This window comes from Stenotrophomonas maltophilia group sp. RNC7 (genome assembly GCF_030910085.1).
Taxonomy (GTDB): Bacteria; Pseudomonadota; Gammaproteobacteria; order Xanthomonadales; family Xanthomonadaceae; genus Stenotrophomonas; species Stenotrophomonas sepilia.
This window is the reverse complement of record NZ_JAVFVN010000444.1, coordinates 59,707-71,728: the sequence shown is the minus strand read 5'-3', so window position 1 is coordinate 71,728 and position 12,022 is coordinate 59,707. Positions and strand designations below refer to the sequence as shown.

The window sequence follows — 12,022 nt, the reverse complement described above, 5'->3', positions numbered from 1 at the left end:
TTCCCATGCATATCGACGTCACCGGCCAGGGGCCGGACCTGGTACTGATCCATGGCTGGGCCCTGCAGGGCGGTGTGTTCGCACCGTTGGTGCAGCGCCTGGCCGAGCGGTTCACCCTGCATCTGGTTGATCTGCCGGGCCATGGCCACAGCCGCGAAGACACCACACCGTTGCGCCTGCCATTCGTGGTCAACGCCATTGCCGCGGCCACGCCGCCGGCGGTGTGGTGCGGCTGGTCACTGGGCGGCCTGTTCGCACTGCACGCCGCCGCGACGCTTCCGAAGGTGCGCGGGCTGGCGATGATCGCGGCCACGCCGCGCTTCGTGCGTGGCGACGACTGGCCGCATGCGGTGGAGCCGGCGGTGTTCGAGCAGTTCGGGCGCGAGCTGGCGACCGATTTCGGTGGCACCCTGGAGCGTTTCCTGGCGCTGGACGTGATGGGCTCGGCGCACGCCCGCGAGGAGCTGCGCACGCTGCGTCAGCGCCTGGTCGAGCGCGGCGCGCCCACCGAACGCGCTCTGCTGGAAGGCCTGCGCCTGCTGGAAAGCACCGACCTGCGCGGCGCACTGCCGACGCTGGCCAGGCCCAGCGTGTGGATCGCCGGCCAGCGCGACCGGCTGGTGTCTCCGGCGGCGATGCAGGCCGCTGCGGCATTGGCCCCGGGTGCGCAGGCACTGACCATCGCCCATGGCGGCCACGCGCCCTTCCTCGGCCATGCCGACGAGGTGGCCAGCGCCCTGCAACACTTCGTTGCCGGCCTGTCACTGGCCGATGGCGGACAATGAGCGCCTTCCTCATTCCACGGGATTGACGCATGGATCTGGGTATCAACGGCCGCTGGGCACTGGTCTGCGGCGCAAGCAAGGGCTTGGGCCTGGGCTGCGCGCGTGCGCTGGTGCGCGAGGGCGTCAACGTGGTGATCGTGGCCCGTGGCGAGGAGGCACTGCAGGTTGCCGCCGCAGAGCTGAGCGCCCTGCCCGGTGCCGCTGAGGTGCGCGCGGTCGCCGCCGACGTCACCACCGACGCCGGTCGTGCCGCGGCGCTGGCCGCATGCCCGCAGGTGGACATCCTGGTCACCAATGCCGGTGGCCCGCCACCGGGCGACTTCCGCAATTTCGAACGCGACGACTGGATTGCCGCGCTGGACGCCAACATGCTGGCGCCGATCGCGCTGATCCGCGCCACCGTGGACGCAATGATCGCGCGTGGCTTCGGCCGCATCGTCAACATCACCTCGTCGGCGGTGAAGGCCCCGATCGACATCCTGGCGCTGTCCAACGGTGCACGCAGCGGCCTGACCGGGTTCGTCGCCGGCCTGTCGCGCCGCACCGTGGCGCACAACGTCACGATCAACAACCTGCTGCCCGGCCAGTTCGACACCGACCGCCTGCGCGCCAACTTCGCCCACACTGCGGGCAAGGACGGCGATGCCGGCGAAGTGGCCGAACGCCGCCGCCAGCAGATTCCCGCCGGCCGCTTCGGCACGGCGGACGAGTTCGGCGCCGCCTGCGCCTTCCTGTGCAGCGCACACGCCGGTTACCTCACCGGGCAGAACCTGCTGATCGACGGCGGCGCCTACCCCGGTACGTTCTAAGAGACTTTCGCAATGCCGTCCCACTTCGATGCCCGCCATGTCCGACGCGCGTTCGCCCGCGCCGCCACCAGCTACGACGCCGCCGCCGCCCTGCAGCGCGAGGTGCAGGCGCGGCTGGTGGAATCGCTGGACTACCTGGAAGCACGCAAGCCCGAGGTGGTGCTGGACATTGGCGCCGGAACCGGCCACGCCAGTGCGCTGATGAAGAAGCGCTGGCCGAAGGCGCAGGTGATCGCGCTGGACGTGGCACTGCCGATGCTGGACCAGGCCAAGCGCCAGGCCGGTTGGTGGAAGCCGTTCCAGCGCCTGTGCGGCGACGCCGCCGCGCTGCCGCTGGCCGACAACAGCGTGGACGTGATCTTCAGCAACCTGTGCCTGCAGTGGGTGGACGACCTGCCGGCGGTGTTCGCCGGATTTCGTCGGGTGCTCAAGCCCGGTGGCCTGCTGCTGTGCTCCACCTTCGGCCCGGACACGCTGGTCGAGCTCAACGAAGCCTTCGCGGCCGCCGATGACCGCCCGCACGTGAGCCGCTTTGCGCAGATCGCCCAGTTCGGCGATGCGTTGATGATGGCCGGCTTCCGCGACCCGGTGCTGGACCGCGATCTGTTCACCCTGACCTACGACGACCTGCCCTCGTTGATGCGCGAGCTGCGCGCGATGGGCGCGACCAATGCGCGGGTGGATCGCCGCCACACGCTGACCGGGCGTGGCCGTTTCGCTGCGGCGGCAGTGGCGTATGAACCGATGCGGCGCGCCGACGGCAAGCTGCCCAGCAGCTGGGAAGTGATCTATGCCCATGCCTGGGCACCGGACCCGGGCGCACCGATCCGCGAAGGCGGGCATGACGTGGCCTCAGTGCCGGTGTCGGCGATTCCGATCCGGCGCAAGCAGACCTGATCGAAAGCCGCCGGGCATGGCCCGGCGCTACCGGGCGCGCGATAGGGGCCGCGCCGGGTGCACCAATGGTAGCGCCGGGCCATGCCCGGCGAGCGCAGCGGCGCGGCAGCCGCTCAGGTATTGGCCGGCGAACTCAGCGGCGGCCGCACCAGGTCGCGGTGGAAGAAGTAGATTTCCTGCACCAGGAAGCGCCAGCTGGTGTGGAAGCTGCGGAAGCGCGTGCTGGGCGTGGACGAGGCCAGTGCATCGATGCCCAGCGCCTTGCTCAGGCGCAGCGCGCGCGCCATGTGCAGCGGGTCGCTGACGATGATCACCCGGTGCAGGTTGCGCTGGTCCATCAGCCGCTTGGCTTCCACCAGGTTCTGCACGGTGTTGCGCGAGGCAGTCTCGATCAGGATCGCATCGTCCGGCACGCCGTGCTTGAGCGCATAGCGCCGCGCCACCTGTGACTCGGAAAAGCGCGCGCCGGTACCACCATAGCCGCCGGTGAAGATCAGCAGTGGCGCGAACTGGGCCTCATAGAGATCCAGCCCATGACGGATGCGTTCTTCGAATACCGGCGACGGCTTGGCGTCATAGGCCGCCGCACCGAGCACGATGATGGCGTCGGCCTTGGCCGCCTGGTCACGCTCGCCGACCCAGACGATCCAGGCAGTCACGCCCAGCAGCCAGATCACCAGCAGGACGAACAACCGCCACAGCCAGCCCAGCAGGCCAGTGCGATGCCGGTGCCGGTCGCGGCTCACGGCGCCCCCCAGCGCAGTGCGGGCAGGTCGACGTTGCCGCCGGACAGCACCAGGCCCACGCGCAGGCCGGCAAAACGCTGCGGCTGCGCCAGCACCGCGGCGAGCACGGTCGCCGATGACGGCTCGACCACCTGCTTGAGGACCTCCCACAGCAAGCGCATCGCCGCCATCGTCGCCGCGTCATCGACCACGATCACCTCGGCGTTGGCCGCGCGCAGCAGCTCGAAGTTGGGCGCGCCGATCAGGGTGCGCAGACCGTCGCAGATCGTGTCCGGGGTGAACGGCCCCTGGCGCTCGCCAGCGGCCAACGAGCGCGCGGTGTCGTCCGCGCCGGCCGGCTCGGCCAGCACCAGCCGGGTCTGCGGGCTGGCGAGCTGCAGGGCCCGCGCGGTACCGCTGGCCAGGCCACCGCCGCCCACCGGTACCACCAGCACGTCGAACGGGCCGTCGCTGTGCAGCAGCTCCAGTGCTGCGGTGCCCTGCCCGGCCATCACCGCCGGGTCCGCATAGGGATGGACCAGGGTCGCGCCGGTATCAGCCTGTACTTTGGCGCAGGTGGCCTCGCGGTCGGCGATGGTCGGCGGGCAGCGCCAGAGCGTGGCGCCATGGCGGGCGATGTTGGCCAGCTTGGCTGCCACTGCACCTTCGGGCACCACCACGTGGCAGGGAATGCCACGGGTGCGCGCGGCCAGGGCCAGGGCGGCGCCGTGGTTGCCGGAGGAATGGGTGACCACGCCGGCGCCGGCGCGATCGGCATCCAGCGACCACACCGCATTGCAGGCGCCGCGGAACTTGAATGCGCCACCGCGCTGCAGATGCTCGGCCTTGAACGCCAGCTGCGCGCCGGCCAGCGCATCGAGCGTGCGCGAGCGCAGCACCGGGGTCACGCTGGCGTGCGGCGCGATCCGCGCAGCGGCAGCCAGGACATCATCGGCACGGGGCAACAGTGAATCGCTCATGACGCAAGATTAACGTATGGCTCCCTGCTGGCGACCCCGGCACAGGTCATGCCAGCATGGCAGCCTTCACCTCCATTCATCCTGGACAGTGAAGTTAAGGGCCGATTCAACGCCTGCGCATGAAGCTCCCTGTACAACCCGTCCTCTGGGGGGACCCACCATGAAAACGCGCCTGATGCTTGCCGGTGGCCTGATGCTGGCCCTGACCGGCTGCACCACCTACGACTATGTCGGCGGTGGCCGCAGCGGCAGCTACTACCACGGTGCGCCGTCGGTGGAGTACCGCTACCCCGCCGGCTATCCCTACAACTACGGCTACCCGTACTACGGCGGCTATGGCGGCTACTACGGCGGCTATGGCAATCCGTATTACTCGCGCCCGATCTACCGCCCGCCGCACAACCACCGCCCGCCACCGCGCCCACCCGGCAACGGCGGCGAGAACCGCCCGCCACCGCCTTCGCGGCCGTCGTACAACGGCGGTTCGCCGTGGCGGAACATGGACTCGATGCGCCGGCCGCCGCAATCGAACATCCAGCCCTCTGCGCCCCCGCCGCCGGCCCGTCCGGCTCCGGCGCCGAGTGCGCCAAGAATGAACGGTTCCCCCTGGCGCAACATGGATCGTGGGACGCAGCGCACAGTTGAGCGTTGAACCGTCTTGCATTTCACACGGTCCAAGCCGCACTCTACGGGGCCAGTGACGGCCCGCGTCACAAAGTGACAAAAACGACACGGGCCGCCGCAAAAAGCTCTACGCCGATATCCGACAGGAACATCTGGATCCCCCCTGTTCCGGCCCTGTCGGATGTCGGCACCTCTGAAGGCAGACGGCCCCGCAGTGCGGGGCCGTTTGTTTTTGGGGCACGTTGTTCTGGTGCCGCCGCCACGGCATCCACGCATGGCGTGGATCTACCCAAGGCCCGTCATCAGTAGATCCACACCATGCGTGGATGGAGCTCTCCCGATAGCCTCCAGAAAAAAACAGGGCCGGGCAGTCCCCCGACTGCCGGCCCCCTGCTCCCCCACCGTGCGCCTGTACCGGCCCCTGTTCCAATTCCGGTCACGGGCGCCTGCGGCGCCAGCCACGGTGGGTGCTATTGGGTTATCTGCAAAAATCCTGCCAACTTTAGGGCTGATTTCGACGGGAGCCGGCCGGCGCCGACGTCCCAGCCCCGAATGGCGCTAAAATCGCCACCCCGGTGCCGCCCCGGCCGCGCCCGCCCCCAGCTGAACAGCCCCATGAACCCGTCCTTCCATCGTTACGACGTCATCGTCATCGGCGGTGGCCACGCCGGCACCGAAGCCGCGCTGGCCGCGGCCCGTACCGGCGTGCGCACCCTGCTGCTGACCCACAACATCGAAACAGTGGGCGCGATGAGCTGCAACCCGGCCATCGGCGGCATCGGCAAGGGCCATCTGGTCAAGGAAATCGACGCCCTGGGCGGTGCGATGGCGCATGCCGCCGACCGCGCCGGCATCCAGTGGCGCACGCTCAACGCCTCCAAGGGCCCGGCCGTACGCGCCACCCGCTGCCAGGCCGACCGCAACCTGTATCGCATGGCGATCCGCGCCATCGTCGAAGGCCAGGCCAACCTGACCGTGTTCCAGGCCGCCGTCGATGACCTGGTCATTGAAGGCGACGCCGTGCGCGGCGTCATTACCCAGACCGGCCTGCGTTTCGATGCCGAGGCCGTGGTGCTGACCGCCGGCACCTTCCTGGCCGGCAAGATCCATGTCGGCCCGACCCAGTACGCCGCCGGCCGCATGGGCGACCCGCCGGCCACCACGCTGGCGGCGCGCCTGCGCGAGCGTCCGTTCCAGGTCGACCGCCTGAAGACCGGCACGCCGCCGCGCATCGATGGCCGCTCGCTGGACTACAGCGTGATGGACGAGCAGCCTGGTGATTCGCCGCGGCCGGTGATGTCCTTCCTCGGCTCGGTGGACGAGCATCCGCAGCAGGTCAGCTGCTGGATCACCCACACCACCGAGCAGACCCACCAGATCATCCGCGACGCGCTGCACCGCTCGCCGCTGTACAGCGGCCAGATCGAAGGCATCGGCCCGCGCTACTGCCCGTCCATCGAAGACAAGGTGGTGCGCTTCGCCGAAAAGGCCAGCCACCAGATCTTCGTCGAACCCGAAGGCCTGGGCATCGTCGAGATCTACCCCAACGGCATTTCCACCTCGCTGCCGTTCGACGTGCAGCTGGAGATGGTGCGCAGCATCCGTGGCTTCGAGAACGCGCACATCACCCGCCCGGGCTACGCCATCGAGTACGACTTCTTCGATCCGCGCGGGCTGAAGGCTTCGCTGGAGACCAAGCTGGTCAACGGCCTGTTCTTCGCCGGCCAGATCAACGGCACCACCGGCTATGAGGAGGCCGCCGCGCAGGGCCTGCTGGCCGGCCTCAACGCCGCACGCCAGGTGCGTGGGCTGGACGGTTGGTGCCCGCGCCGCGACGAGGCCTACCTGGGCGTGCTGGTGGATGACCTGATCACCCACGGCACCAACGAGCCGTACCGCATGTTCACCAGCCGCGCCGAGTACCGGCTGCAGCTGCGCGAGGACAATGCGGACCAGCGCCTGACCCCGACCGGCCGCGAGATGGGCCTGGTGGATGATCGTCGCTGGGGTGCGTTCGAGACGAAGCAGGCCGCTGTTGCTGCCGAGCGCGCACGCCTGGGCGCGCTGTGGGCAACCCCGGCCAATGCGCTGGGCCGCGAAGTGCAGGACACGCTGGGCGTGGCGGTCAGCCGCGAGACCAACGTGCTGGACCTGATCAAGCGCCCCGAGCTGGATTACGCGCAGCTGATGCAGGTGCCATCGCTGGGGCCGGCCGTGGCCGACGCCAAGGTGGCCGAGCAGGTGGAGATCGGCGTGAAGTACGCCGGCTACCTGGACCGCCAGCGCGAGGAGATCGAGCGCCAGCAGCGGCATGAGGCCACGCCGATCGCCGAGGCGTTCGACTACGCGACCGTGCGCGGGCTGTCGGCCGAAGCACTGCAGAAACTGGAGCGGGTGCGCCCGCAGACCATCGGCCAGGCGCAGCGTATCCCGGGCATGACCCCGGCAGCGATCTCACTGCTGCTGGTGCACCTGGAGCGCGCGCGCCGCGGCCGCGTGGCGTAACGCGGGACCTTTCGCTGCTGGTGGGTACAGGCCTTGGCCGGCACGAATCATCCGATAGCGATGCTCCGTGCATGTGTGCCGACCAAGGTCGGCACCCACCGGAGCGGAACACGCACCCACCTTGGCGAACGCGCTACCGTGCGTCGGCCCCGCCGCCCAGCACCTTGAACAACGTCACCCGGTTTCCCGCTTCCTGCTGCTGCAGCGCGATCAGGTCCTGCTGTGCGGCAAACAGGCTGCGCTGCGCATCCAGTGCCTGCAGATAGCCGTCCAGCCCGGTGCGGTAACGCGCATCGGCCAGCGTGTAGCTGCGCTGGCTGGCGGCCACCAGCGCGCGCTGTGCGTCCATCTGCACGGTCAGGTGATCGCGCGTGGCCAGCGCATCGGCTACTTCACTGAAGGCCTGCTGGATCGCTTTCTCGTACTGCGCAATGCCGATGTCCTTGCCGATCTTCGAGGCATCCAGCGAGGCCTTCAGCGCACCGGCGTGGAAGATCGGCGCGGTGATGCTGGGCGCGAACGACCAGCCACGGGTGCCGGCCGAGAACAGCGTCGACAACGCGGTGGAGCTGTGGCCGTAGTTGGCGGTCAAGGTCAGCGTCGGGAAGAATGCGGCGCGCGCGGCACCGATATCGGCATTGGCCGCCTGTAGTGCGTGTTCGGCGGACAACACGTCCGGGCGCTGCAGCAGCACGCTGGACGGCAGGTTGGCCGGCAGCGGCGCCAGTGTCACGCTGCCATCCAGCGCCTGCGCGGTTGGCAGCAGGGCCGCATCCAGCGGCGCTCCCACCAGCAACTGCAATGCATCGCGATCCTGCGCCTGCTGCGTCTGCAGCTTGGCCAGCGCACCGCGCGCGGCTTCGACGCTGGTCTGTACCTGCGACAGGTCCAGGCCCGAGGCCAGGCCTTGGGCGTGGCGGGCCTCGGTGCGCTGCAGGGTCTGCTGCTGGCTGTCCAGGGTCTGCCGGGTGAACGCCAGTGACTGCTCGTCCGCTGCCAGCGCCAGCCACGCCGTGGCCACTTCGGCCACCAGGCTGGTACGCGCGGCGCGCTGGTTCTCGGCGCTGGCCAGCCAGTTCTGCAGGGCCTCGTTCTTCAGGCTGCGGATGCGTCCGAACAGATCCAGTTCCCAACTGCTGATACCCACCTGTACGGCATTGGATTCAGTCACCTGGGTGGCACCGGTCTCGCTGTTGGCATCACTCACCCGCAAGCGGGTGACACTGCCGCTGGCATCCACCGACGGCAGCAGCGCCGCGCGCTGGATGCGGTACTGCGCACGTTCCTTCTCCACCTGCAGCATGGCCACGCGCAGGTCGCGGTTGTTCTGCAGCGCCAGCGCGATCACCTGCTGCAGGCGCGGCTCGAGGAAGACTTCGCGCCAGGCTGGCGCCGCCAGTGCTGGCTCGGCCTCGCCCGTGGCGGCATTGCCGAATTGTGCCGGCACCGGTGCCTCGGGCCGCTGGTAATGCGGCGCCATGCTCACGCAACCACCCAGCACCGTGGTGATCATTGCGGCCGCCAGGGCGCGCAGCAGCATCGGCTTCATGGGCTTGCCTCCGGGGCCGCGGCGTGGGCCGGCGCGCGGCCCGGGAACAGGCGGCGCACCAGCAGGTAGAACAACGGCACGAAGAACATGCCCAGCACCATCGAGGCGACCGTGCCGCCGGCCACGCCGGTACCCAGCGAGCGGCGCGCGGCCGAGCCGGCGCCGGTGGCGAACACCAGCGGCAGCACGCCCATCAGGAACGCCAGCGAGGTCATCACGATCGGCCGCAGGCGCAGATAGACGGCCTGCAGGATCGCCTCGCGGGTGTTCCTGCCCTGCTGTTCAAGGATGCGCGCGAACTCGACGATCAGGATGCCGTTCTTGGCCGCCAGGCCAATCGTGGTCAGCAGGCCGACCTGGAAGTACACGTCATTGTTGAGGCCACGCAGGTTCATCATCAGCACCGCACCAAACACGCCCACCGGCACCGCCAGCATCACCGCGAGCGGCACCGCCCAGCTTTCATACAGCGCGGCCAGGCACAGGAACACGAACAGCAGCGAGATGGCGTACAGCATTGGCGCCTGGTTGCCCGACAGCTGTTCCTGGTAGGCCATGTCCGACCAGGCATGGCTGAAGCCTTCCGGCAGTTTGTCGGCCAGGCGCGCGATCTCGGCCATCGCCTCGCCGGAACTGACGCCGGGCGCGGGCTGGCCGGTGATCTCCATCGCCGAGATGCCGTTGTAGCGTTGCAGCGCGGCCGGCGCGCTGGACCAGTGCGCGCTGACCAGCGACGACAGCGGCACCATCTGCCCAACCTGGTTGCGCACGCTCCAGCGCTCGATGTCCTGCGGCTGCATGCGCGCTTCGGCCGTGCCCTGGATGAACACCTTCTTGATGCGGCCCTTGTAGATGAAGTTGTTGACGAAGTCGCCACCCAAGGCCGCATTCAAGGTGTCATTGATGTCCTGCGGATTCACGCCCATCGCCTGCGCCTTGGCGTCGTCCACCTTCACTGCATACACCGGCGCGTCTTCCAGGCTGGCGTAGCGCACGTTGACCAGCTTCGGATCCCTGGCGGCCTCCTTAAGCAGCGTGTTGCGCGCGGCCACGGCGGCGGCATGGCCGGCGCCGCCTTCGTCCTGCAGTTCCAGGGTGAAACCGCCCGCATCGCCCAGGCCAAGGATGGCCGGTGGCGAGGTGATGAACACCTGCGCATCGGGCACGCTGGCCATGGCCGCGGTCAACCGCGCGGCAATGGTGTCGGCGTCATCCTTGCGGTCATCCCAGTCCTTCAGGCGGATGAAGGCCTGGCCGACGTTCTGGCCGCTGCCGGTGACACTGAAACCGGCGGTGGCCTGGATCGACAGCACGCCGTCGTCCTTCACCGCAGCGGCACTCAGGCGATCCATCACCGCGCGGGTCTGCTCTAGGGTGGCACCGGCCGGCAGCTTCACCAGCGCGTTGAGCATGCCCTGGTCCTCGTCGGGCAGGAACGCGCCGGGCAGGTGCCACAGCAGCAGGCCGGTGGCCACGCTCAGCGCCAGGTAGAACAGTACGCCCAGCGTGCGCCGGCCAAGGAAGCCATCCACCCGGCGACGCAGGTCGTTGGACGTGCGCTCGAAACGGTGGTTGAACCAGATGAAGAACTTGCCCAGCAGGCTCGGCTCGCCGCCGTGGTCGCCATGCGGATGGCCGCCCTTGGGAATCGGGTGCAGGATGCTGCCGCACAGCGCCGGGGTGATGGTCATCGCCACCAGCACCGACAGGACCATCGCGGCGGCAATCGTCACCGAGAACTGGCGATAGATCACGCCGGTGACACCGCTGAAGAACGCCATCGGCAGGAACACCGCGGTCAGCACCAGCACGATGCCCACCAGCGCGCCGGTGATCTGGCCCATCGCCTTCAGCGTGGCCGGCTTCGGCGCCAGCCCTTCGAAGGTCATCACCCGCTCCACGTTCTCCACCACCACGATGGCATCGTCCACCAGCAGGCCGATGGCCAGCACCAGTGCGAACATGGTCAGCGTGTTGATCGAATAGCCAAATGCCGCCAACACGCCGAACGTACCCAGCAGCACCACCGGCACTGCGATGGTCGGGATCAGGGTGGCGCGCCAGTTCTGCAGGAACAGGTACATCACCAGCACCACCAGGATGATCGCCTCGATCAGGGTGATCACCACTTCCTTCAGCGAGATGGTCACGAACGGCGTGGTGGTGAACGCCACGTGGGCGGTGTAGCCATGCGGCCAGTACTTCTGCAGCTGCTGAAGCCGTGCATCGATGGCCTTGGACACGGCGATGGCGTTGGCACCGGCATTGAGTTCGATACCCAGCGATGCAGACGGCTTGCCGTTGAAGGTGCTGATGCTGTCGTAGCTCTCCGGGCCCAGGCCGATCTTCGCCACCTCACCCAGATGCACCACGCTGCCGTTGGCATCGGCCTTCAGCACCACCTGCGCGAACTGTTCGGGCGTGTGCAGGCGGCTGCGCGCGGTCACCGTGGCGTCGAGCTGCTGGCCCTTCAGCGCCGGCTGGCCGCCGAGTTCACCGGCCGAGACGTCGGTGTTCTGTGCCTGCAGCGCGGTCTCGATGTCCGACGGCATCAGCGCGTACTGGCGCATCTTCTCCGGGTCCAGCCAGATGCGCATGGCGTACTCCTGGCCGATCGGCTGGATGTTGCCGACACCGCTGACGCGGCTGATCTGGTCATCGATGCGCGCTTCCATGAAGTTGGCGACATCGAAGTTGTCCATGCTGCCGTCTTCGCTGGTGAACGACAGCACCTCGAAGATCGAACCACTGGACTTGGTGATGGTCAGGCCGTTCTGCTGCACCGCCTGCGGCAGCGTGGCCATGGCCGCCTGCAGCTGGTTCTGCACCTGCACCTGCGCGGTGTCCGGATTGGTGCCGGTGGCGAACACCAGGTTGACCTGCGCCGAGCCGTCGGAGGCACTGGTCGAGGTCATGTACATCAGGTGATCGAGGCTCTGCTGCGACTGCTCGATGACCTGGGTGACCGCATTTTCCACGGTCTGCGACGAGGCACCGGTGTAGGTGGCACGGATGGTGATGGTGGGCGGGGCGATCTGCGGGTAGCGGTCCACCGGCAGGATCAGGATCGCGAGCAGGCCGAGCAGGCTGACCGCAATGGCGATCACCCAGGCGAAGATCGGCCGGTCGATGAAGAAACGAACCATGC

General features: G+C 68.5%; 9 protein-coding genes. 5 read left to right on the top strand and 4 right to left on the bottom strand.

The features are described 5' to 3' along the window. Positions 1–5 precede the first annotated feature (5 nt). From bioH to bioC, 3 genes are read left to right on the top strand one after another with little or no spacing between them, the layout of a single operon-like run. Positions 6–785 carry a pimeloyl-ACP methyl ester esterase BioH gene (bioH, locus tag RCF13_RS07770; RefSeq protein ID WP_061479028.1) on the top strand — a complete coding sequence of 260 codons (780 nt, stop codon included), beginning with the start codon at positions 6–8 and terminating at the stop codon, positions 783–785. A gap of 29 nt (positions 786–814) precedes the next feature. Then, entirely contained in the window at positions 815–1,594 is a 780-nt protein-coding gene (locus tag RCF13_RS07765) for an SDR family oxidoreductase (protein WP_231352378.1), read from the top strand. Positions 1,595–1,606: 12 nt separating this feature from the next. Continuing rightward, positions 1,607–2,491: a malonyl-ACP O-methyltransferase BioC gene (gene bioC, locus RCF13_RS07760; RefSeq protein WP_134969520.1), complete on the top strand. Its 885-nt coding sequence runs from the start codon at positions 1,607–1,609 to the stop codon at positions 2,489–2,491. 113 nt (positions 2,492–2,604) lie between these two features. Here bioC and RCF13_RS07755 read toward each other — a convergent pair whose 3' ends face one another. Beyond that, positions 2,605–3,237 carry a YdcF family protein gene (locus tag RCF13_RS07755; RefSeq protein ID WP_005420132.1) on the bottom strand — a complete coding sequence of 211 codons (633 nt, stop codon included), beginning with the start codon at positions 3,235–3,237 and terminating at the stop codon, positions 2,605–2,607. Then, on the bottom strand, positions 3,234–4,196 hold the full coding sequence (locus RCF13_RS07750) for a pyridoxal-phosphate dependent enzyme (RefSeq protein ID WP_069138789.1): 963 nt from the start codon (positions 4,194–4,196) through the stop codon (positions 3,234–3,236). The genes RCF13_RS07755 and RCF13_RS07750 overlap by 4 nt, the downstream gene beginning before the upstream one ends. A gap of 160 nt (positions 4,197–4,356) precedes the next feature. Here RCF13_RS07750 and RCF13_RS07745 point away from each other — a divergent pair, with 160 nt between their 5' ends. Both RCF13_RS07745 and mnmG read left to right on the top strand, forming a co-directional pair. Beyond that, complete coding sequence (locus tag RCF13_RS07745) at positions 4,357–4,848, top strand: hypothetical protein (protein ID WP_049415731.1); 492 nt, start codon at positions 4,357–4,359, stop codon at positions 4,846–4,848. A gap of 587 nt (positions 4,849–5,435) precedes the next feature. Continuing rightward, on the top strand, positions 5,436–7,325 hold the full coding sequence (gene mnmG / locus RCF13_RS07740; RefSeq protein ID WP_231352379.1) for a tRNA uridine-5-carboxymethylaminomethyl(34) synthesis enzyme MnmG: 1,890 nt from the start codon (positions 5,436–5,438) through the stop codon (positions 7,323–7,325). A 133-nt stretch (positions 7,326–7,458) separates the two neighbouring features. Here mnmG and smeC read toward each other — a convergent pair whose 3' ends face one another. After that, the gene (gene smeC / locus RCF13_RS07735) at positions 7,459–8,874 is read right to left on the bottom strand and encodes a multidrug efflux transporter outer membrane subunit SmeC (protein ID WP_231352380.1); all 1,416 of its coding nucleotides are present in this window, start codon (positions 8,872–8,874) and stop codon (positions 7,459–7,461) included. Continuing rightward, positions 8,871–12,020, bottom strand: a complete 3,150-nt coding sequence (gene smeB, locus RCF13_RS07730) for a multidrug efflux RND transporter permease subunit SmeB (protein WP_231352381.1) — start codon at positions 12,018–12,020, stop codon at positions 8,871–8,873. The genes smeC and smeB overlap by 4 nt, the downstream gene beginning before the upstream one ends. Positions 12,021–12,022: the final 2 nt, after the last annotated feature.

Excerpts from the sequence above, each read along its gene's own strand:
- bioH (WP_061479028.1), top strand. The coding sequence starts at position 6 with ATGCATATCGACGTCACCGGCCAGGGGCCGGACCTGGTACTGATCCAT.
- RCF13_RS07765 (WP_231352378.1), top strand. The coding sequence starts at position 815 with ATGGATCTGGGTATCAACGGCCGCTGGGCACTGGTCTGCGGCGCAAGC.
- bioC (WP_134969520.1), top strand. The coding sequence starts at position 1,607 with ATGCCGTCCCACTTCGATGCCCGCCATGTCCGACGCGCGTTCGCCCGC.
- RCF13_RS07750 (WP_069138789.1), bottom strand. The coding sequence starts at position 4,196 with ATGAGCGATTCACTGTTGCCCCGTGCCGATGATGTCCTGGCTGCCGCT.
- RCF13_RS07745 (WP_049415731.1), top strand. The coding sequence starts at position 4,357 with ATGAAAACGCGCCTGATGCTTGCCGGTGGCCTGATGCTGGCCCTGACC.
- mnmG (WP_231352379.1), top strand. The coding sequence starts at position 5,436 with ATGAACCCGTCCTTCCATCGTTACGACGTCATCGTCATCGGCGGTGGC.
- smeC (WP_231352380.1), bottom strand. The coding sequence starts at position 8,874 with ATGAAGCCGATGCTGCTGCGCGCCCTGGCGGCCGCAATGATCACCACG.
- smeB (WP_231352381.1), bottom strand. The coding sequence starts at position 12,020 with ATGGTTCGTTTCTTCATCGACCGGCCGATCTTCGCCTGGGTGATCGCC.